The sequence below is a fragment of the Aeromonas veronii bv. veronii genome (assembly GCF_000820225.1).
GTDB classification, from domain to species: Bacteria; Pseudomonadota; Gammaproteobacteria; order Enterobacterales; family Aeromonadaceae; genus Aeromonas; species Aeromonas veronii.
This window is the reverse complement of sequence record NZ_CDDK01000006.1, coordinates 32954-53502: the sequence shown is the minus strand read 5'-3', so window position 1 is coordinate 53502 and position 20549 is coordinate 32954. Positions and strand designations below refer to the sequence as shown.

Annotated in this window: 18 protein-coding genes; 14 read left to right on the top strand and 4 right to left on the bottom strand. The window is 58.9% G+C overall.

Features of this window, described 5'->3' with window-relative positions; translation table 11 throughout:
• Positions 1-75: 75 nt before the first annotated feature.
• The 4 genes from BN1139_RS02680 to serS all read left to right on the top strand — a co-directional run bounded on the left by BN1139_RS02680 (position 76) and on the right by serS (position 6297).
• Positions 76-2592, top strand: coding sequence for a DNA translocase FtsK (locus BN1139_RS02680; RefSeq protein WP_005351216.1), 2517 nt, complete (start codon positions 76-78; stop codon positions 2590-2592).
• An 80-nt stretch (positions 2593-2672) separates the two neighbouring features.
• A complete protein-coding gene (gene lolA / locus BN1139_RS02675; protein WP_041202762.1) occupies positions 2673-3281 on the top strand; it encodes an outer membrane lipoprotein periplasmic chaperone LolA in 609 nt (202 codons plus the stop codon).
• Between the two features lie 76 nt (positions 3282-3357).
• Complete coding sequence (locus BN1139_RS02670; RefSeq protein ID WP_005337091.1) at positions 3358-4695, top strand: replication-associated recombination protein A; 1338 nt, start codon at positions 3358-3360, stop codon at positions 4693-4695.
• A gap of 306 nt (positions 4696-5001) precedes the next feature.
• Positions 5002-6297 (top strand): serine--tRNA ligase, encoded by a 1296-nt coding sequence (serS, locus tag BN1139_RS02660; RefSeq protein WP_005351225.1) that lies wholly within the window; start codon positions 5002-5004, stop codon positions 6295-6297.
• Between the two features lie 2 nt (positions 6298-6299).
• Here serS and BN1139_RS21280 read toward each other — a convergent pair whose 3' ends face one another.
• Positions 6300-6476 (bottom strand): hypothetical protein, encoded by a 177-nt coding sequence (locus tag BN1139_RS21280; RefSeq protein ID WP_155396129.1) that lies wholly within the window; start codon positions 6474-6476, stop codon positions 6300-6302.
• 8 nt (positions 6477-6484) lie between these two features.
• Between BN1139_RS21280 and BN1139_RS02655 the strand changes: the two genes are divergently transcribed.
• The 9 genes from BN1139_RS02655 to BN1139_RS02615 all read left to right on the top strand — a co-directional run bounded on the left by BN1139_RS02655 (position 6485) and on the right by BN1139_RS02615 (position 14631).
• Positions 6485-6973: a CvpA family protein gene (locus BN1139_RS02655; RefSeq protein WP_005337086.1), complete on the top strand. Its 489-nt coding sequence runs from the start codon at positions 6485-6487 to the stop codon at positions 6971-6973.
• Between the two features lie 21 nt (positions 6974-6994).
• Positions 6995-8515 (top strand): amidophosphoribosyltransferase, encoded by a 1521-nt coding sequence (gene purF / locus BN1139_RS02650; protein ID WP_005351229.1) that lies wholly within the window; start codon positions 6995-6997, stop codon positions 8513-8515.
• Between the two features lie 205 nt (positions 8516-8720).
• On the top strand, positions 8721-9479 hold the full coding sequence (gene miaE, locus BN1139_RS02645) for a tRNA isopentenyl-2-thiomethyl-A-37 hydroxylase MiaE (protein ID WP_005351230.1): 759 nt from the start codon (positions 8721-8723) through the stop codon (positions 9477-9479).
• A 303-nt stretch (positions 9480-9782) separates the two neighbouring features.
• The gene (gene adk, locus BN1139_RS02640) at positions 9783-10427 is read left to right on the top strand and encodes an adenylate kinase (RefSeq protein WP_005337083.1); all 645 of its coding nucleotides are present in this window, start codon (positions 9783-9785) and stop codon (positions 10425-10427) included.
• Positions 10428-10525: 98 nt separating this feature from the next.
• Positions 10526-11500, top strand: coding sequence for a ferrochelatase (hemH, locus tag BN1139_RS02635; protein ID WP_005351231.1), 975 nt, complete (start codon positions 10526-10528; stop codon positions 11498-11500).
• A 34-nt stretch (positions 11501-11534) separates the two neighbouring features.
• On the top strand, positions 11535-11927 hold the full coding sequence (locus tag BN1139_RS02630; protein WP_005351232.1) for an MAPEG family protein: 393 nt from the start codon (positions 11535-11537) through the stop codon (positions 11925-11927).
• 186 nt (positions 11928-12113) lie between these two features.
• On the top strand, positions 12114-13418 hold the full coding sequence (locus tag BN1139_RS02625; RefSeq protein ID WP_005337079.1) for an inosine/guanosine kinase: 1305 nt from the start codon (positions 12114-12116) through the stop codon (positions 13416-13418).
• A 180-nt stretch (positions 13419-13598) separates the two neighbouring features.
• Positions 13599-13961, top strand: coding sequence for a DUF2750 domain-containing protein (locus BN1139_RS02620; RefSeq protein WP_005337077.1), 363 nt, complete (start codon positions 13599-13601; stop codon positions 13959-13961).
• Positions 13962-14136: 175 nt separating this feature from the next.
• Entirely contained in the window at positions 14137-14631 is a 495-nt protein-coding gene (locus tag BN1139_RS02615) for a hypothetical protein (protein WP_005351233.1), read from the top strand.
• Here the strand turns inward: BN1139_RS02615 and BN1139_RS02610 are convergent.
• On the bottom strand, positions 14594-16234 hold the full coding sequence (locus tag BN1139_RS02610) for an EAL domain-containing protein (RefSeq protein WP_041202690.1): 1641 nt from the start codon (positions 16232-16234) through the stop codon (positions 14594-14596). The genes BN1139_RS02615 and BN1139_RS02610 overlap by 38 nt on opposite strands.
• 189 nt (positions 16235-16423) lie before the next feature.
• On the opposite strand from BN1139_RS02610, the gene glgC reads away from it, so the two are divergent.
• Positions 16424-17698 carry a glucose-1-phosphate adenylyltransferase gene (gene glgC, locus BN1139_RS02605; protein ID WP_005337070.1) on the top strand — a complete coding sequence of 425 codons (1275 nt, stop codon included), beginning with the start codon at positions 16424-16426 and terminating at the stop codon, positions 17696-17698.
• Positions 17699-17782: 84 nt separating this feature from the next.
• On the opposite strand, the gene BN1139_RS02600 is transcribed toward glgC, so the two are convergent.
• Together BN1139_RS02600 and BN1139_RS02595 are read right to left on the bottom strand one after the other, a co-directional pair.
• The gene (locus tag BN1139_RS02600; protein WP_005351238.1) at positions 17783-19780 is read right to left on the bottom strand and encodes a hypothetical protein; all 1998 of its coding nucleotides are present in this window, start codon (positions 19778-19780) and stop codon (positions 17783-17785) included.
• Positions 19781-19975: 195 nt separating this feature from the next.
• On the bottom strand, positions 19976-20527 hold the full coding sequence (locus BN1139_RS02595) for a lipoprotein (RefSeq protein WP_005351241.1): 552 nt from the start codon (positions 20525-20527) through the stop codon (positions 19976-19978).
• Positions 20528-20549 lie beyond the last annotated feature (22 nt).

The window sequence follows — 20549 nt, the reverse complement described above, 5'->3', positions numbered from 1 at the left end:
ACAATCGATGGGCTTTTCGGGGATACTAGGCCCCCTTATTTCCTGCATTACATGTTTTCAGAAAGGAGCCGGAGTTTGGCCGATAAAAAGCTGTTTACTCCTTTATCAGGTACACAACGGATCTTCGAAGCCGTCTTGATCGCCATCACCCTGATGGCTGCTTATCTTCTGCTTGCCCTGTTGTCCTATCATCCCGCTGATCCCGGCTGGTCCCAGACCTCCTGGCAAGGGGAGGTAAAGAACCTCGCCGGTAGTGCCGGTGCCTGGCTCGCCGATATCACCATGTTTACCTTTGGTGCCTTCTCCTATCTGGTGCCGCCGCTGGTGGTGCTGCTGGGCTGGAGTCTGTTCTGGCGCCCGAGCCGTCTGCTCGATGTGGATTACCTCACCCTGGGGGTGCGGATCATCGGCTTTATCCTGACCGTGCTCGGCATGTCGGCCATTGCCAGCATGAACTTCAACGATATGCAAAACTTCTCCGCCGGTGGTCTGGTGGGGGATGTGATCGCTTCCGCGGTGGTGCCGCTGTTTGGCGGCGTCGGGGCCAACCTGATGCTGCTCTGCTTCGTGGCAACCGGCATCACCCTGTTTACCGGCTGGTCCTGGCTCACCATCGTCGAGCAGATCGGCGCGGCCTGTACCGGTTCGGTCAGCGCTGTTTACCACTTCCCGACCACCCTCGGCCGCTGGCTGACCGGTGGCTGGCGTCAACCCCGTAACGAGGGGCCGGATCCCTTGCTGGAAGGCGGGGTAGGGGCCATCGCGTTTGATGACGAGGAAGATGAGCCGCACACCAGCTGGACTCGCAAGCCCAAGGCCAAGAACCAGAAGGCTGCCGCCGAAGAGTGGCTGCCGGAACTCGACGACGATACCTTCGAGTTCGATCCTCAGTTTGATGATGAAGATGATGAGTCGGCTCCGGCTGCCAAGCCGAAACGTGCGGTGGCGGCCGCCAATGGTCGCCGTCAGCCGGTACTGGCTGTGGCCGATGACGATGATGAGGACGATCTGGATCTGCCGTGGGCCGAAGGGGACGATGAGGTCGCCGCACCTGTTGCAGTCGCACCGACCAAACCCAAGCGTCGTCCGCAGTCAACAATGCCGCCGTTACCGAGTATCGAACTGCTGGACAGACCGCCAGCCAAGACTCAGATGATGAGCAAGGATGAGCTGGATCGCATGGGCCGTCTGGTGGAGGCAAAGCTTGCCGACTACAACGTGCAGGCCAAGGTGGTGGGTGTCTATCCGGGTCCGGTTATTACCCGTTTCGAGCTGGATCTGGCGCCGGGCATGAAGGCGAGCAAGATCACCAACCTCTCGCGCGATCTGGCCCGCTCCTTGTCTGCCAGCAGCGTGCGGGTGGTTGAGGTGATCCCGGGCAAGACCTATGTGGGGATCGAGCTGCCCAACCGGGTGCGTCAGACCGTTTACCTGCGCGAAACCCTCGACTGCGATGCCTTCCGCGATAGCCGCAACCCGCTCACCATGGGCCTGGGTCAGGACATCGCCGGCGAGCCGGTGGTGGTGAACCTGGCCAAGATGCCGCACCTGCTGGTGGCTGGTACCACAGGTTCCGGTAAGTCGGTGGGGGTGAACACCATGATCATCTCGATGCTCTACAAGTCATCCCCCGATGATCTGCGTTTCATCATGATTGACCCCAAGATGCTGGAACTCTCCGTCTACGAAGGGATCCCGCATCTGCTGACCGAGGTGGTGACCGACATGAAGGACGCCGCCAACGCCCTGCGCTGGTGTGTGGGCGAGATGGAACGCCGTTACAAGCTGATGTCGGCAGTCGGGGTGCGCAACCTCAAGGGCTACAACGACAAGGTGCTGGCCGCCATCGAGGAGGGGGAACCCCTGCTGGATCCGTTGTGGCGCCCGGGTGACTCCATGGATCAGATGCCGCCGGAGCTGGAGAAACTGCCCCACATCGTGGTGGTGGTGGACGAGTTTGCCGACATGATGATGATCGTCGGCAAGAAGGTGGAAGAGCTGATCGCCCGTATCGCCCAGAAGGCGCGGGCCGCAGGTATTCACCTTATTCTGGCGACCCAGCGTCCGTCGGTGGATGTCATTACCGGTCTTATCAAGGCCAACATCCCGACCCGTATCTCGTTCCAGGTGTCGAGCAAGATCGACTCGCGCACCATCATCGATCAGGGCGGCGCCGAATCTCTGCTCGGTATGGGCGACATGCTCTACATGCCAGCCGGGACCTCCAACCCGACCCGGGTACACGGTGCGTTCGTCGATGATCACGAAGTGCACAAGGTGGTGGCGGACTGGAAACTGCGCGGCGAGCCGAACTACATCGAGGAGATCCTCTCCGGTGAGTCGGGTGGCGAAGGTGGCAGCGGCGAATATGGCGGTGGTGGCGATGAAGAGCTCGACCCCCTGTTCGATGAGGCTGTCGCTTTTGTGGTGGAGTCCCGCCGTGGCTCGACCTCCAGCGTCCAGCGCAAGTTCAAGATTGGTTACAACCGGGCAGCCCGTCTCATCGAGCAGATGGAGAATCAGGGCATCGTCAGCTCACCGGGTGGCAATGGTCAGCGCGACGTGCTGGCACCGCCGCCGGTGCGGGACTAAGCCTCACCGTTTCTTACTATCCCTGGCCATGCCCTCCGTGGGCGTGGCCTTTTATCGAGAGCGTCTTTATGAAGAGCGTGATGAAAAAACAACTGTTGATGGGTACCGTGCTGCTGATGGCCAGCAGCCAGGTGTGGGCCGATGCGGCCAGCGATCTCAAACAGAAGCTGGCGGGAGTGAGCCTCTTCTCCGCCAAATTTGCCCAGACCGTCTATGACAGCAAGGGCAAGGAGCTGCAAAAGGCCAGCGGCGATCTGCTGGTGCAGCGGCCAAACCGTTTCAACTGGCACACCACCTCGCCGGACGAGAGCCTGATCGTTGCCGATGGTCAGGATGTCTGGGTCTATGATCCCTTCGTCGAGCAGGTTACCGCCCTCAAGCTGAAAGATGCGGTGCTCAACACCCCCTTTATTCTGATCGCTGGCAATGACGACAAGTTCTGGAAGAACTATGACGTGACTAAGGAGGGGGATGTCTACACCGTCACCAGCCGCAACAAGGATGAGCTGATTGCCTCCTTCCGTGTCACCTTCGACAGACAAGACAACATCAGTCGTTTCGATGTGAAAGAGGCGCAAGGGCAGTGGAGTGAATTCACCCTGAGCAGCTTCAACCGCAAGCCGGTGCTCAAGGGCAACGAATTTGTTTTTAAGATCCCGAAGGGGGTCGAGCTGGACGACCAGCGCTAATGAGCAAGCGGTCGTTGGATTGCTCGCCACTGCGCCAGTCAAAGGCGAGTGGCGTGACGTTGGGTGGTCAATACAGATGAGCAACTTGTCGCTGGATTTCTCATCGGACTTTCGTCCGCTGGCGGCCCGGATGCGGCCGCAAAACCTCGACCAGTATATCGGTCAGCAACATATCCTGGGGGCTGACAAGCCCCTGCGCAAAGCCATTCTGGCGGGTCACTGCCACTCGATGATCCTGTGGGGGCCACCCGGGACCGGCAAGACCACGCTGGCGGAGCTGATGGCTCACTACTGTCAGGCGGAAGTGGAACGACTCTCTGCGGTCACCTCCGGTATCAAGGAGATCCGCGCCGCTATCGACAAGGCGAAGGAGAACAGCTGGCGCGGGGTGCGTACCATTCTGTTTGTGGATGAGGTGCACCGCTTCAACAAGAGCCAGCAGGATGTGTTCCTGCCCCACATCGAAGATGGCACCATCACCTTTATCGGTGCCACCACCGAAAACCCCTCGTTCGAACTCAACAACGCACTGCTCTCACGAGCCCGGGTCTATCTGCTCAAGCGACTGGAGGAGAGCGATATTCTCGCCATGCTCGATCAGGCGATGACCGATCCCCGTGGTCTCAATGATCCGGCACTCACCTTTGCCCCCGGCGTCAAAGAGGCGTTGGCTAAGGCAGTTGATGGGGACGGGCGAAAATCCCTCAACTATCTGGAGCTGTTGGCCGACATGGCCGAAACCGACAGCGCAGGGGCGCGGGTGATCGACAGTGCCCTGCTCGCCGCCGTGGTGGGGGAGCACGTGGCCCGCTTCGACAAGGGGGGGGATCACTTCTACGACCTCATCTCGGCGGTGCACAAATCCATTCGCGGTTCGGCGCCGGATGCGGCGCTCTATTGGTACGCCCGTATGGTGAGCGCCGGTTGCGATCCCCTCTATATTGCCCGCCGCTTGCTGGCGATTGCCTCGGAAGATGTGGGCAATGCCGATCCGCGCGCCATGCAGGTCGCCCTGTCGGCCTGGGATTGTTTCCATCGGATCGGGCCGGCGGAAGGGGAGCGGGCCATCGCCCAGGCGATCGTCTATCTCGCCTGCGCCCCGAAAAGCAATGCGGTCTATACCGCCTGGAAGGCGGCGCTTCATGATGCAAAAAACCTCCCTGACTTCGAGGTGCCGGTACATCTGCGCAATGCGCCGACCAAACTGATGAGCGATCTGGGCTATGGCGCCGAGTATCGCTACGCCCATGATGAGCCGGGCGCCTATGCCGCAGGCGAGCAGTATTTCCCGCCCGAGCTGGCGGGCAAGCAGTACTACCAGCCCACCGATCGCGGCCTTGAAAAGCAGATTGGCCAGAAGCTCGATTACCTCCATGAACTGGACAGGCAAAGTCCGCAGCAACGGGGCAAATAGCCCCTTTGTTACCCCGCGTGGCTGAAAATTGGTCAGGCGTTTGAATATGCAGGACGGTTTGCGTGCCAAAGTCGGTAAAAACGACACAAATAGTCCCTGTTCGGGCGGGGGGGCGGTCTGCTACACTGCCCGTCTGACCCCGCTTGTCTTGGCCTTGCGCCATCTTCTTGATCTCGAAGGCCTGATAGTTGAGGCCCGATTCTGAAGACGATTGGGGTGCGCCAACCGATGTTAACTTCCGGATCTGTTTCCCAGCCCGTCATGACGACTCAGGCCCAGATCCCATTTTAAAAAAGTAGGTAAACCATGCTGGATCCCAAATATCTGCGCAGCGATATCGAAGAGGCTGCCGCTCGTCTGGCGACACGTGGCTACGTTCTGGACGTAGCGGCTGTCAACGCTCTGGAAGAGAAACGCAAGGATCTGCAGTCCCGTACCCAGGAGCTGCAGGCCGAGCGCAACGCCCGCTCCAAATCCATCGGTGAAGCTGCCCGTCGTGGTGAAGATGTTGCCCCGCTCAAGGCCGAAGTGACCAAGATCAACGACGAGCTGGAAACCAGCAAGGTCGAGCTGGATGCCCTGCTGGCCCAGCTGAAAGCCATTGCCGACGCCATCCCCAACCTGCCGAGCGAGACCACCCCGGTAGGCCGTGACGAGAACGACAACGTGGAAGTGCGCCGCTGGGGGACCCCGCGCGAGTTCAGCTTCCCGGTACGCGATCACATCGATCTGGGCGAAGCGGCCAAGGGCGTTGACTTCAAAAACGGCGTCAAGCTCTCCGGTACCCGTTTTGTGGTGATGAAGGGTCAGATTGCCCGTCTGCACCGTGCCCTGGCTCAGTTCATGCTGGATCTGCACACCCAGCAGCATGGTTACACCGAGTGCTACGTGCCCTATCTGGTGAACCCGGACAGCCTCTATGGCACCGGTCAGTTGCCGAAATTTGCTCAGGACCTGTTCAACACCGGTATCGAAGGCGAAGGGGAAGAAGAGGGCAAACTGCGCAAGTTCTCCCTGATCCCGACCTCCGAAGTGCCGCTCACCAACATGGCCCGTGACGAGATTTTTGACGCGCAAGAACTGCCGATCAAGATGACCGCCCACAGCCCCTGCTTCCGCTCCGAAGCCGGTTCCTACGGTCGTGATACCCGTGGCCTCATCCGTATGCACCAGTTCGACAAGGTTGAAATGGTTCAGCTGGTTCACCCGGAGAAATCCTGGGATGCACTGGAAGAGATGGTCGGTCACGCCGAGAAGGTGCTGCAACTGCTGGAGCTGCCGTATCGCGTGATGGCGCTCTCTACCGGTGACATGGGCTTCTGCGCTTCCAAGACCTACGATCTGGAAGTGTGGCTGCCGGCCCAGAATACTTACCGTGAGATCTCCTCTGTCTCCAACTGCACCGACTTCCAGGCGCGCCGCATGCAGGCTCGCGTGCGCATCGACGGCAAGCCGCAGCTGCTGCACACCCTGAACGGCTCCGGTCTGGCGGTGGGTCGTACCCTGGTTGCCGTGATGGAGAACTACCAGCAGGAAGATGGCCGCATCGCCATCCCGGCTGCGCTGCAATCCTACATGGGTGGCCTGACCCACATCGGGTAAGCTCACACCGCAGACCACAACGCCATGGCATTGCCATGGCGTTGTGCATTCTGGCGCCGATCAACCGTTTTAGTGCTGAAAAAATGCGGCTTTTCGGCGTCGCTTTGAACAGTTAACACATTTTTATCAAGCAATGCGCAATCGTTTTTGTTAGACTGCGCCGCAATTTCGCAGGACATCTTTTTCTATGGTCTGGATTGATTACGCCATCATCGGCATCGTCGGTTTCTCTGCTCTCATCAGCCTGGTGCGCGGCTTCGTCAAGGAGGCCATGTCTCTTGTCACCTGGTTCGTTGCCTTCTTTATTGCCAGCCATTTCTATCCCGATCTCGCCGTCTATTTCACCTCCTTCTCCGACGCGCTGGTTCGCAACGGTCTGGCCATCGCGGCGCTGTTTGTGGCGACCCTGATCCTCGGCAGTGTGGTCAACTATGTGGTGGGCCTGTTGGTGGACAAGACGGGTCTCTCCGGTACCGATCGGGTGCTGGGGGTCTGCTTCGGTGCAATTCGCGGGGTGCTGATCGTCAGTGCCCTGCTTTTTTTCATGGATACCTTCACCAGCCTCTCCCAGAGCGACTGGTGGGTGGCGTCCAAGCTGGTGCCGGAGTTCAAGCCGGTGATCCAGTGGTTTTTCGGGTTCATGTTGAACTCATCCAGTTTTCTTAAACAGGTATAGTGACTTCGAGGTAGCAAAGACATGTGTGGTATTGTCGGTATAGTTGGCACCACCCCCGTCAATCAGGCCCTCTACGACGCCTTGACGGTGTTGCAGCACAGGGGACAGGATGCCGCCGGGATCGTGACCATAGATAGTGGAAACTTCCGGCAACGCAAGGCCAATGGCCTGGTGAAGGACGTGTTTGAAGTGCGCCACATGCAGCGTCTGCAAGGGAACATCGGCATAGGTCATGTCAGATACCCCACCGCAGGTAGCTCAAGTGCCGCTGAAGCCCAACCTTTTTATGTGAACTCGCCCTACGGCATGGTGCTGGCCCATAACGGCAACCTCACCAACGCCAAGGAGCTCAAGGAGCAGCAGTTCAAGGTCGCCCGTCGTCACATCAACACCACCTCCGATTCGGAAGTGTTGCTGAACGTGCTGGCCCACGAGCTGGATCGCTGTGACAAGATGGCCCTGCGCCCCGAAGATATCTTCGCCGCGGTGCGCAGAACCCATCAGCAGATCCGCGGTGCTTATGCGGTGGTCTCGCTGGTGATTGGCCATGGTCTCATCGGTTTTCGTGATCCCAACGGCATTCGCCCACTGATCCTCGGTCGTCGTCAGGACGAGCAGGGCCAGGTGGAGTACATGCTCGCCTCCGAGAGCGTGGCGCTCGACGCCATCGGTTTCGAAACTGTGCGGGATATTGCGCCGGGTGAAGCCATCTACATCACCGAGCAGGGCCAGCTCTTCTCCGAGCAGTGTGCGGAGAACCCGCAGATGAGCTCCTGCATCTTCGAATACGTCTACTTCGCTCGTCCCGATTCGTGCATCGACAAGGTCTCGGTCTACGCCGCCCGCCTCAACATGGGTCGCAAGCTGGGTCAGAAGATTGCCCGCGAGTGGGAAGATCTCGACGTCGATGTGGTTATCCCCATCCCCGAGACCTCCTGTGACGTGGCGCTGGAGATCGCTCACACCCTGGATCTGCCATACCGTCAGGGCTTCGTGAAGAACCGCTACATCGGCCGTACCTTCATCATGCCGGGCCAGACCCAGCGCAAGAAGTCAGTGCGCCGCAAACTCAACGCCATCAGCTCCGAATTCAAGGGCAAGAAGGTGTTGCTGGTGGATGATTCCATCGTGCGTGGTACCACGTCCGAGCAGATCATCCAGATGGCCCGTGAAGCGGGGGCAGCCAAGGTCTACTTCGCCTCGGCGGCGCCGGAAATTCGTTTCCCCAACGTCTATGGCATCGACATGCCCACCGCCAACGAGCTGATCGCCCACGGTCGCGAAGTGGAAGAAGTGTGCAAGCTGATTGGCGCTGACGGTCTGATTTTCCAGGATCTGGAAGATCTGGAAGCCGCCGTGCGGGAGATCAACCCGGATCTGCGTCACTTCGAGACCTCGGTGTTCAATGGCCACTACGTCACCTCCGATGTGGACCAGTCCTATCTGGATCACCTCAACGCCCTGCGCAACGATGACACCAAAGCGGTGCGTGAATGGCAGGAAGGCACCAGCAATCTGGAAATTTTTAACGAAGGCAGTTAAACGTTTGCGGTTTTGCCGGATGGGATAGCGAGATGGGGGCCAGTGGCCCCCATTGTCGTTTCTACCTCGCACCGCCAGAAGGGGTAGGGTGTATCTGTCTGAAAAACATCCGTTTATCTTGCCGGATATGGGCATGGCCAGCGGGATCCGCTAGCATAGGCGGCAATATATATGATCGATACGCTTTTAAGAGACGAGAGTTCAGATGGATGATCTGCTAGCCCCAGTGCGCCAGTTTTTGCAGTGCGAGACCCCGGATGAGTGGGTAGAGATGGCGCGGGATCCGGCCCGTTTACCGACCCTGCTTATCGATCACGCCAACTGCGAGACCAAGGCCGCACTCACTGCCCACAGTCTGGTGCGCCGCTACTGCCTGCCCAAGGGCAAGCGCCATCTGCTGCCCAAGCTGGAGTTCTATCGCGAGCTGGATGCCATTCCGGAGAAGGCCGAGATCCTGGGCAAACGCAGCATGGGGGAGTCTGATCGCACCGTCTTTGCCGAGCTGGAGCGCAATCCACTGCTGTTTCCCATGGTGCGGCTCATTCAGGAGGAGCTGCATCACTTCGAGCAGGTGCTGGAGATCATGCAGGCCCGCGGCATCGAATACGGGCCGGTGACGGCCTCCCGCTATGCCCGCCAGTTGATGCAGCATGTGCGCACCCATGAACCGGCCACCATAGTCGACAAGATGATCATCGGCGCCTATATCGAGGCCCGCTCCTGCGAGCGTTTTGCCAAGTTGGCGCCCCATCTGGATGAAGAGCTGAGCCGCTTCTACATCTCTTTGCTGCGCTCCGAGGCGCGCCACTATCAGGATTACCTGAGCCTGGCCGAACAGTACGCAGGGGAGGATATCAGCGAGCGGGTGGCCTTCTTTGGCAAGCTGGAAGCCGAGCTTATCTGCTCGCCGGATCCGCAGTTCAGGTTTCATAGCGGCCTGCCTGTCACATCTGACAGTTGTTGACGCACAGGGGGCAAACTACTATTGCCCTGTTCCTACTACGAGCGACAAGTAGTTACTTTTGAGCGCAATTCCCGGCCCTGAGCCGGGATCTTTTTTTCTGTCGTACCTCCTTCCTGCTTTTGGCGCTCTATGCTGAATCCCTAGCTATTTTTGCGTCTTCCCCTTGCGATGAAATCCTGTTCGATCAGCCGGTTATTGTGGTGATAAAGTGCTCATTCAAGTGGCTCACCCTTGTAGAAACGGGCGAAACCGTGTACTTTTTTGCCTTCGCAAGATTTGAATAACCAATCAATAGGAGCGTGTATGCGCATTGTTCTGTTGGGGGCTCCGGGCGCCGGCAAAGGTACCCAGGCTCAGTTCATCATGGAAAAACACGGTATTCCCCAGATCTCCACCGGCGACATGCTGCGTGCGGCGATCAAAGCGGGCACCGAGCTCGGTCTGAAAGCCAAAGCTGTGATGGACGCAGGTCAGCTGGTCTCTGACGACATCATCATCGGTCTGGTGAAAGAGCGCATCGCTCAGCCGGACTGCGCCAAAGGCTTCCTGTTGGACGGTTTCCCGCGCACCATTCCCCAGGCGCAAGCCATGAAGGACGCCGGTGTCGTGGTTGATTTCGTACTGGAGTTCGATGTGCCGGACGAAGAGATCGTCAAGCGCATGAGCGGCCGTCGTGTTCACTCCGGCTCCGGCCGTACCTACCACGTGGTGTTCAACCCGCCGAAAGTGGAAGGCAAGGATGACGTGACCGGTGAAGATCTGGTGATCCGCGCCGACGACGAAGAGACCACAGTACGCAAGCGTCTGGATGTATATCATCAGCAGACCGCGCCGCTGATCGGTTTCTACGGCAAAGAGGCGGAAGCGGGCCACACCCGTTACGTCAAGATCGACGGCACCCAGCCGGTTGATCTGGTCAGCAAGCAGCTTGCCACCATTCTGGGCTGATCTTTGCTGCCGGCACTGTTTCCCGTGCCATCAGATAAATAAAGAGAAGGGCCCTGTCGGGCCCTTTTTGCATAATGACAGATAGACAGGAAGCCAACGTGACCACGAAAACCGGAATATTGCTGGTCAATCTGGGTACCCCAGCCGCACCGACCACCGCTGCCGTCAAAGCGTTCCTCAGCCAGTTTCTGCACGATCCCCGTGTGGTGGACCTGCCCCGTTACCTCTGGTGCCCGCTGCTCCACTTCATCATCTTGCCGACGCGCTCGCCCAAAGTGGCCAAGCTCTATCAGCAGGTCTGGACCGAGCAGGGCTCGCCGCTGATGGTGATAAGCAAGCAGCAGCGTGCTGCGCTGGAGCAGGAGCTCAAGCGGGAGGGGGTTGAGGTGCCGGTGGAGCTGGCGATGACCTATGGTTCCCCGTCAGTGAATGATGGCTGGCAGGCGCTCAAGGCCAAAGGGGTCAACCGGGTGATCCTGTTGCCGCTCTATCCGCAATATTCGGTCAGTACCACCGCCTCGGTCTTCGATGCCTGGGGCAAGGCGATGAAGAGAGAACGCAATCTGCCGGTGGTACGGCTCATTCGTGATTATCACGCCCACCCCGAATACATTCAGGCGCTGGCCATGAGCGTGCGCCGTCACTGGGAGCAGCACGGTCAGGGTGATCACCTACTGATGTCGTTCCACGGTATTCCCGAGCGCTACGAGAACGAAGGGGACCCCTATGGTCACCAGTGTCGCCATACCGCCAGCTTGCTGGCCGAGGCGCTCGGGCTGGAGGCCGGGCAGTGGACGGCCAGTTTCCAGTCTCGCTTTGGCAAGGAGGAGTGGCTCAAGCCCTACACAGACGTGACCATTGGCGGTATGCCTGCTGCGGGCATCAAGCGGCTCGATGTAATTTGTCCTGCCTTTGCGGCCGATTGCCTCGAAACCCTCGAGGAAATTCAGGTACAGAACCGGGAGATCTTCATGGAGGCCGGTGGCGAGCGGTTTGAATATATTCCGGCCCTCAACAGCGATCAGGCCCACATCAGGATGATGGTCTCACTCATCTGCCGCGAATTGGCATGAGTGACCTGCAGCCAGTCAAACAAGGAGTCGTCTTATGGTGCATATCACGCTGATTTACGCAGGCTTGCTGGGGCTGCTGTTTTTGGGGCTCTCCTTCTGGGTGGTCAAACGCCGCGCCCAGTTCGGGGTGATGATAGGGCAGGGGGAGGCCCCCGAGCTGCTGGCGGCGATCCGGGCCCACGGTAATTTTGCCGAGTATGTGCCGCTGACCCTGCTGCTGATGGCGCTGTGCGAGCTCTCCGGTGCCGGTGCGCTCTGGCTGCATACCGGTGGCGCCATGCTACTGGTTGGCCGCATCCTGCATGCCATCGGCATCCAGATCCCCAAAGCCCCCAATGTGCCCCGTTTTCTGGGGACCTTGCTGTTCTGGCTCGCCCTCGGCCTCTTCTCGCTGCTGGCCCTGTTTCAGGGCATGGCGGCCGCCTGAAAACTAGCGATTTTTTATGCTATGGAGCCACCCCGCACGGGGTGGTTTTTTTATGGTGAAAAGGCAAACGTTTTTCCTTGCAAGCCTTGTCTATACTGACTCCATTATTTAAACAGGGCGACTTTTCGGGGCGGCGGATTGTGTTAAAATCCCGCCCCTCTTTCCCCCAGAGCACAGAACATTGCCATGAAATTTCCCGGTCAGCGCAAGTCCAAACACTACTTCCCTGTCGACAGACGCGATCCCCTGGTTCCGCAAAATCCCCTGTTAACCGAGCTGGGCAAAGCCTACGTGGTCGGGATTGATCAGACCCTGGTTGATATCGAAGCCCATGTGGATGAAGACTTTCTGACCCGTTATGGTCTGAGCAAGGGGCACTCCGTCGTCATCAACGACGACGTGGCAGAACGCATTTATGACGAGCTCAAGGCCAACAACATGGTGGTGAGCGAGTTTGCCGGTGGCACCATTGGCAACACGGTACACAACTACTCGGTACTGGCCGATTCCCACTCCATCCTGCTGGGTGTGATGAGTCAGGACATTCGCATCGGCTGCTACGCCTACCGTTATCTGTGCAACACCTCTTCCCGCGTCAATCTGGACTATCTGCAGCCAGTTGATGGCCCCATCGGCCGTTGCTTCACTTTCATTACCGAGTGCGGCGAGCGCAGCTTCGGCATCAACGCCGGCAAGATGAACCAGCTGGATGTGCAGCATATTCCGGAGGATGTGATCAAAGGGGCATCTGCCCTGGTGATCACCGCCTATCTGGTGCGTGGTGACGATGGTGATCCGATGAAAGAGGCGGCCATGACCGCGGTGCGTTATGCCCGCGAGGCCGGTATTCCCGTGGTGCTGACCCTGGGCACCCGTTTCGTCATCGACGAAAATCCCCAGTGGTGGCGCGACTTCATTGCCGAAAACGTGACCGTGCTGGCGATGAACGAAGACGAAGGTGAAGCCCTGACCGGTATCGCTGATCCGCTCGGTGCGGCCGACAAGGCGCTCGACTGGGCCGACATGGTGCTCTGTACTGCTGGCCCCATCGGCCTCTACATGGCGAGCTACACCGATGAGGACTACAAGCGCGAGACCACTCATACCCTGTTGCCCGGCGTTATCCCCGAGTTCAACATGTATGAGTTCAGCCGCCCGATGGCCCGCGCCAAGTGCCGTAAACCGGCCCGCATCTACTCCCACATCTCCCCGTACATGGGTGGCCCGGAGAAGATCAAGAACACCAACGGGGCAGGGGATGGCGCCCTTTCCGCTGTGCTGCACGACATGGTGGCCAACTCTTATCACCGGATGAATGTGCCCAACTCCGCCAAGCACATCTCCGAGTTCCTGACTTACTCCTCACTGGCCCAGGTGTGCAAATACGCCAACCGCGTCAGCTACGAGGTGTTGGCCCAGAGCAGCCCCCGTCTCTCCCGCGGTTTGCCGGAGAAAGAGGACAGCCTGGAAGAGGTTTACTGGGAGCGTTGATCTCCTGAATCTGCAAGACGCCTCCATCGGGAGGCGTTTTTGCAAGCAAATATGGGTTATCCCGGCTTTTTTCCCGGAATAACCCCAATATGCTTGAGTCCATGTCACTTTTACGACACCATTTGGCCATCGTATTGTCGCCCGACAATGCCGCAGCACCCGAAAGAAAGAGAGAATCCCATGAGCATGCTTAACGACAACCTTGACGCCAATTTCCAACTGTTTATCGAACAAGTCCGCGAGTCGGGTCAGGTGTGGGGTCTGCGCTATGGGGAAGACTGGGTCGTCTGCCGCTCCGCCGAATTTGAAGATGCCGACGTGATGCCGCTCTGGTCTGCCGAAGAGGACGCCCGTCTGCACTGCGTCGACGAGTGGGCCGATTACGAGCCGGAAGTGATCGATCTGGAAGAGTTTCTCGATATCTGGATCAACGATCTGGATGAAGATGATGTGCTGGTCGGCCCGAACTGGAACGCCGATCTGGAAGGCCAGGAGCTCGAACCCATCGAGCTGGCCAAGGCACTGGTTGAACTGGACGCCTGAAAGCGCCTCCATTGATGGCCTGAACGTACAGGCCATCGTGACAAAGACCGGCACCCGTGAGGGGGCCGGTCTTTTTTATGGTCGAATGGCCCGATTGATGAGTTAAAAGCCGATTTGCCTTTGCACCTGTCAGGGGGATGGTCCATCATCAACCTTTTGCCAAGGGAGGAGCACCATGTTTGTATTCGACGTAACGGGAGCTGCGGGTGAGAAGGCCAGCATTCGGGTGCAGGCGCTGGATTGGGCGCAAGTCGGACCTGTGACCTTCCAATGCGATGATGATAAGCTGGCGGTCGTGCTCCTGAGCGGTTGTCGTTGCGACGCGGTGGGCTTTTTCAATCTGTTGGCGGGGTGCAAACCCCTCTATATCGAGCAGTGGCTCAGCTATCTGCAAGAGAGCGGTCGCATTGGCAAGTGGAGTCACCAGACCGAGAGTCCCGCCGATGGGGACTATCTGGCCAGAGCCGGTCTGGAGCACGATGAACTCAATACCCTGCTTGGCCAGGTCTATCAGGTGGCGGGGTTCAATCGCCTGCAAATCAACCGTTACCTCAAAAATCGCCACAACCCCACCACGCTGGCAACCCGTTACGATCAGAAAGAGCTGGAGCGTTATCGCCAGCTCAATGACATCATTCTGACCCTTTTGAAGCTGAAGCATCCTCAGTAAAGAGCCCCAGCTGGCTGATATCCGGTCGCAGCGGTTGCGGCCGGGCGATCAGATAGCCCTGCAAACCATCCACGTACATCCCCTGCAGCAGCTGTTTCTGGCCAAGCTGTTCTACCCCCTCTGCAATCACCTGACACCCCATCCGATGTGATACATCGACGATCATCCGCACGAACTGCTGGTTGGTCTGATCCTGCTCCAGCCCGGTGATCAGGGCAGGGTCCAGCTTGATATAGTCGGGCTTGAGCTCGCGAAACAGGGTAAAGGAGCCGATCCCTTTGCCGAAATTGGCGATGGCCGAGCGGCTGCCGTTGCGGCGCAGCAGTTCAAACACCCGCTTGGCGCCGGTCAGGTTGCGCTCCAGATGCTCTTCATCCAGTTCGAACACCAGATTGGCGCTGGTATTGGGATCTTTGAGCAGCTGGCGGTCAAGCCAGATCAGGAAGGCGCTGTTTTGCAGCAAGTTGGGGGAGAGGTTGATCCCCCAGCGACTCTGGTTGGCACCAAAGGCCCGGTACTGGCGCATGATGTGGGTAATGACCAGCTGCTCCAGCCGCATCACCATATCCAGCCGCTGGGCCATGGCAAACAGGGTGTCGGTGGGCAGGGCAGTGCCGTCATTGCCGCTGAAGCGGGTGTAGATCTCGTTGTAAGCCAGCATGCTGCGGTGCAGGGGCTGGATTGGCTGATAGGTAAAGCTGAGCCGCTCCTGCGCCAGCACTTCGGTCAGCACGTCGCGCCAGTGGTGTTGCCCCTGCAGATCGGAGGCGCTGTCATCCTGCTGGATGGCCCAGCCGTTGATAGTTTCGGTCTGGGCGCGAGCCAGCGCCAGATCCGCTCTGGCCAGCACGGCTTCAATTTTCTGGCCGCTGCTGAGCTTGGTCAGCCCCGAGTAACCGGTGCTCTCCAGCTCGTGCTGATCCTGATAGTGATCGAAGGCCACCTTCAAATCCTGCCCCAGCAGATGGGGAGGAATATTGGCCACCGGTTGCACCAGCACGGCGAAATCAGCCCCCGAAATGCGGTAGACCTGATTGCCCGGGAAGCGGCTTACCACCCGCTTGATGAGAGCGGCCATGTCCTTGATATAGGCATCACCAGACTGGAAGCCGCGCTGGGCGTTGATCTTGCCAAGCTCGGTGGCACGGATCAGCACCAGGGTCGCGGTCTGGGTGTCCTGATCCCGCTGCAGCAACTCGGTCATGTCGCGGCGAAACGCGTGGCGGTTGAGTAGCTGAGTCAGCTCGTCTGTGGTGGCCAGATTGCTGAGCTCGGTCAGCTGGCGATGAGCGCTCTGCTCGGCGCTTTCGAACTGTTCCAGCAGCTGTTGCAGCACCTCCTGGGAGGCGGGCTCATCGAGTTGTGAGGGATCCCGCCCCCTGATCGCCTTGACCCAGATGAGCTCCTGATGCTGGAGCATGCCATCCATGGTGCGTATGGCCAACATCAACAGCAGGATCATGCCAAGCAGTGTGGTGGCCAGAATAATGGCCAAAGTGAGCGGTGTGCTCTGAAGGGCCAACCAAACTGCTTGCAGGAGCAGCAGGGGTATGGTCACTATGGTGGCGATCAGAAAGAGGGTACGTCCGAGCTTGTGAACCATCTTGTCATCCTTGAAGTGGCTGCTTTGTGGGGGAATTTTAACCAAGCTGGCGGAGCAAAGCATGCTATTCCTCGCAACTCGGCGAAAAGGGTCAATTGAGATCGGTTAAATGTGAGTGAAACCACTTTCACAGGTGCCGAAACAGGCGAAGATGAGTTGAAAATAGATCAAACAAGGCAGAGGTAAATCATGTTGTTAGAGCCCGAAAATAGTGCCAAAGCACGACAATTATTGAACCAGAGTATGGCACTGGTGCTGGCGGGTGGACGTGGTAGTCGCCTGAAGCAGTTGACTGACAACCGCGCCAAGCCTGCCGTCCATTTCGGTGGCAAATTCCGGATCATTGATTTTGTGCTCTCCAACTGTATCAACTCGGGGATCCGCCGCGTTGGTGTAGTCACCCAATACAAATCTCACAGCCTGCTGCGTCACCTGCAATCGGGCTGGTCCTTCCTGCGTTACCAGATGAACGAATTCATCGACCTGCTCCCTGCCCAGCAACGGGTGGACGAGGTGCACTGGTATCGCGGCACCGCCGATGCCATCTATCAGAACGTCGATATCATCCGCGACTACGGCCCCAAATACCTGGTGGTGCTGGCGGGGGATCACATCTACAAGATGGATTACGCTGCCATGCTGCTCGACCATGTGCGCCTTGGCGCCAAGGTGACTGTGGCTTGTATCGAGGTGCCGCGGGCCGAGGCATCCGCCTTCGGGATCATGGATATCGACGAGCAGCGCAAGATCCGCGCCTTCGTCGAAAAACCGGCCAATCCGCCCGCCATGCCGGGTTGCGAAGATCGCTCGCTGGCCTCCATGGGGATCTATATCTTCGAGGCGGAGTACCTCTACCAACTGCTGGAGGAGGACATTCACAATCAGGACTCCAAACACGACTTCGGGATGGACGTGATCCCCCGCATCGTGGAGGAGGGGATGGCATTTGCTCACCCCTTCAACATGTCCTGTGTCGGGGCGCGCGAGGGGCAAAAGCCTTACTGGCGTGACGTGGGTACGCTGGACTCGTTCTGGGAAGCGAACATGGATCTCGCCTCCGTGCTGCCCGAGCTCGATATCTACGATCAGAACTGGCCCATCTGGACCAGCCAGACCCTGACGCCACCTGCCAAGTTTGTGCAGGACCGCAATGGTCAGCACGGCATGACCATCAACTCCATGTTCTCGGGCGGTACCATCGTCAGCGGGTCGTTTGTGCTCAACTCGGTGCTCTTTACCAATGTGCGGGTGCACTCCTTCTGCACCCTGGATCAGGCCATCATCTTCCCCGGGGTAGAGATCGGCGCCGGTTGCCGTCTGCGCCGGGTGGTTGTGGACAAGGGATGTGTGCTGCCCGATGGGCTGGTGGTGGGCGAGAATGCCGATGAGGATAGCCGCCGCTTCTACCGCTCCGAGCAGGGGATTGTGCTGGTGACCAAGGAGATGCTGGACAAGCTGGTTTGAGGAAACCCCTTGAAACTGTGTCAGACGCTGTAATGCAAAGGGAGCCAATTTGGCTCCCTTTTTCATGCTGGTGAATGGCGAGGATTACTCGCTAACCACTGCTTTGGCGGCCATCACCATGGCGGTGCCGTGCTTGCCACCTGCGGCGGTCACTTGCGGTACGCCATCTTCATCGGTGTCGCTGCCGGCACCTTCGATGATGTTTTCGCCGGAGTCACCAATCCACTCGGCCATCTGCATGCCACCGTTGACGGTGCCACGGAACCAGCTGACGTACTGACCTGTCAGCTTGGCCAGCTCCAGCTCGGGCGCCTTCTCGGCCCCTTCGTTGCGCAGGTTCAGCATGGCAGAGCGCAGGGCGCCGGAGATGGCGGCCTGGGTCCAGGGGGTGTATTCACCCTGTTTACCCGCCAGCCAGGTGCCCGCTTTGGCATTGAAGTAGGCCTTGTCGGCAGCGATAAACAGCTCGCGGGCGGCAGTGCGGTACTTGGCATCGGAGGTAGCGAGGAACGCAGCGGTCAGACCACGGATGGCGGCGAACTGTGCATCGATGGAGTGGCCGGCATCGAGCTTACCACCCAGCGTGATGCCGTCATGCACCAGACCATTTTTGCCCTTGAGGTTGGCAAGGATGAAATCGGCCTGCTTGCGGATAAGCTCAAGCGCTTGCTGACCCTGCCTGGTCTTGAGGTTCAGCTCGCCATTGTCACCGGCGGCGTAACCGACCGGCAGCGCGTCCTGAGCGCGCTGGAAAATCTGCAGGGCGACCAGTGCGTAAGCGGCGTCAAAGGTGGTGACGTGCTTGCCCTGTTTGCTTGCCTGCCAGCTGTCGACCAGGGTGCCAGACTTGGCATCAAAGTGCAGGGCAGCCAGGTTCTTGAAGGTGAGGTTGGAGAGATTGATCGCCAGCGAGAAGGCATCGCTGCCCGCAACGGCGTTGCCCAGGTCATTGGTCTTGTTGGCAGCCGGTGCGGCGGCAAACGGCGCACCGTCAAACACGGCGTGGAAGGCCGGGTTCTGGTTGGTGTTGGCGCTGCGCTGATCGCTGAAAGCGTAGAACTCGGAGAGCGGCCACAGCATCATCCAGGCATCGCGCAGCTGGGCGGAGCCATCCACCACCTCCAGCTTGCCGATGGCACCGGCATCGTTGTTGCTGGTTTCGGTCACTTTCACCTGATGGGGGAAGTAGACAACGCCCTTGGCCGGATCGTACTGCGGGGTGATCTTGGCGCCCAGTTGCTTGCCATCGAAGCCGAGCTGGTTCTGCATGATGGTCAGCTTGTCGATGGATTGCTCGGTCAGCATCATGCCGTTGAAGCCGTCGGCGGCAGAGACGCCCAGCTTGTGCTTGCCGTCCTGATCCATGGTGGCGGACGCGGCTTCCACCTCTTCATCGCTCTCGGCCACGTGCATGCCGCCGAGGAAGTCCTGGGACCACATCACCTCTTTGAGCAGGATGCCGCCCACCGCTGCGGGCACCAGCAGGTTGTCACTGCCGCTCCAGCGCAGAGTGCTGTAGTCGCGGAAGTAGGCGGGTACCTGGGTCTTGACGGTTTTTTCGGTGCCTTTGGCGGTTTTGATGGTGATCTGGTCGCCATTGACCGGGGTGGCGTTGACGGCCTGGGCAAACTCCGGATTGGCTGAGGCATAGGGCAGGGAGAGGGGATACATGCCCTGCGGCACTTCATCAGCCGGGAAGCCAACGGCGTCGGCCATGGCCAGCACCCGTTGCCCCAGAGAGACCATGGTGCCGCCACGGGCCAGGTTTTGCGGCCCGTTCACCAGATGCGGGCCCATGCCGGATTGGTAGTTGAGGGCGTACATCGCCTCTTCGGAGTATTCGTAGGATTCGATGCCGGCAGCGAAGTCGAACGGGGTCGGCTCATCGGCACGGTTGGCATCCAGCACGTCCAGATCCAGCCCCAGCGCTTCGGCCAGCGGCTCACCGGAGAGCTCGAATTCGGTATAGGCCAGCATGTTGGCTGCGGTATTGAATGTCTTGTCTTCGACCTTGACGGCAGCGTGTGCGGCGCCGCTGATCAGTGCGCAGGCGATCGCCTGAACCAGTACGGTTTTTCTCATGTCCCTTCTCACCATTGGTTTTATTATTGACGCTTCTCATGACGAATCTAAATGAGAATGGTCTGCATTATGCTGTGTTGAGGGGGACTTGAGAAGTAAAAAACCGCCCTGATCGGTAGCACGTTAAAGCAGACGTGTGCTGTCGAAGAGGGCGGTTATCTGTTTATTGCGCTGAACGTGCCGGTGCGGCGGCGATCAGAGCAGCTTGAACGGGATGACCAGACGGCCCGGCTCTACCTTGAGGGCTTCGACCTTTTCCTTGATCCTGGCTTCGTTCTTGCGGCTGCTGTCGAGGCGATAGACCGGCGTTTGCGACAGGAACAGGGAGAGCGACTGATTGAAGGTAGGCAGCAGCGGGGTGAGGGCGGCCCCGATATCGGCCGGCTCAGTCTTGACCGAGACCAACTCAAGGTCGCGCAGATAGATGGCGCCTTGATCGGCTACATAGTCCGGACGGGCGCTCAAAGCAAAGCGGATCTTCATCTGCTGGCTGCCAAGGGGGCTGCTCACCTGCAGGTCGCCAGCGGCGTCCAGCTCGATGCGATCCGCTTGTTTGCGGCCGATACGGCTCTGCATCTCATCCAGACGGATCTTGCTCGACATGATGCCGGGGATCCCCAGCTGTTTTTCAAAAGAGACCTGATCTTTGAGGTACTGGTTGATTTCGGCCTCGCTGACGTTGTACTGGGTCAGGGAGCAGGCTCCCAGCAGCAGGGCGAGGAGGAGTAACAACAGCTGTTTCAACATGATGGATTCCGCTTGGGCAACT

Excerpts from the sequence above, each read along its gene's own strand:
- lolA (WP_041202762.1), top strand. The coding sequence starts at position 2,673 with ATGAAAAAACAACTGTTGATGGGTACCGTGCTGCTGATGGCCAGCAGC.
- BN1139_RS02670 (WP_005337091.1), top strand. The coding sequence starts at position 3,358 with ATGAGCAACTTGTCGCTGGATTTCTCATCGGACTTTCGTCCGCTGGCG.
- serS (WP_005351225.1), top strand. The coding sequence starts at position 5,002 with ATGCTGGATCCCAAATATCTGCGCAGCGATATCGAAGAGGCTGCCGCT.
- BN1139_RS21280 (WP_155396129.1), bottom strand. The coding sequence starts at position 6,476 with ATGTCCTGCGAAATTGCGGCGCAGTCTAACAAAAACGATTGCGCATTG.
- BN1139_RS02655 (WP_005337086.1), top strand. The coding sequence starts at position 6,485 with ATGGTCTGGATTGATTACGCCATCATCGGCATCGTCGGTTTCTCTGCT.
- purF (WP_005351229.1), top strand. The coding sequence starts at position 6,995 with ATGTGTGGTATTGTCGGTATAGTTGGCACCACCCCCGTCAATCAGGCC.
- miaE (WP_005351230.1), top strand. The coding sequence starts at position 8,721 with ATGGATGATCTGCTAGCCCCAGTGCGCCAGTTTTTGCAGTGCGAGACC.
- adk (WP_005337083.1), top strand. The coding sequence starts at position 9,783 with ATGCGCATTGTTCTGTTGGGGGCTCCGGGCGCCGGCAAAGGTACCCAG.
- BN1139_RS02630 (WP_005351232.1), top strand. The coding sequence starts at position 11,535 with ATGGTGCATATCACGCTGATTTACGCAGGCTTGCTGGGGCTGCTGTTT.
- BN1139_RS02625 (WP_005337079.1), top strand. The coding sequence starts at position 12,114 with ATGAAATTTCCCGGTCAGCGCAAGTCCAAACACTACTTCCCTGTCGAC.
- BN1139_RS02620 (WP_005337077.1), top strand. The coding sequence starts at position 13,599 with ATGAGCATGCTTAACGACAACCTTGACGCCAATTTCCAACTGTTTATC.
- BN1139_RS02615 (WP_005351233.1), top strand. The coding sequence starts at position 14,137 with ATGTTTGTATTCGACGTAACGGGAGCTGCGGGTGAGAAGGCCAGCATT.
- BN1139_RS02610 (WP_041202690.1), bottom strand. The coding sequence starts at position 16,234 with ATGGTTCACAAGCTCGGACGTACCCTCTTTCTGATCGCCACCATAGTG.
- glgC (WP_005337070.1), top strand. The coding sequence starts at position 16,424 with ATGTTGTTAGAGCCCGAAAATAGTGCCAAAGCACGACAATTATTGAAC.
- BN1139_RS02600 (WP_005351238.1), bottom strand. The coding sequence starts at position 19,780 with ATGAGAAAAACCGTACTGGTTCAGGCGATCGCCTGCGCACTGATCAGC.
- BN1139_RS02595 (WP_005351241.1), bottom strand. The coding sequence starts at position 20,527 with ATGTTGAAACAGCTGTTGTTACTCCTCCTCGCCCTGCTGCTGGGAGCC.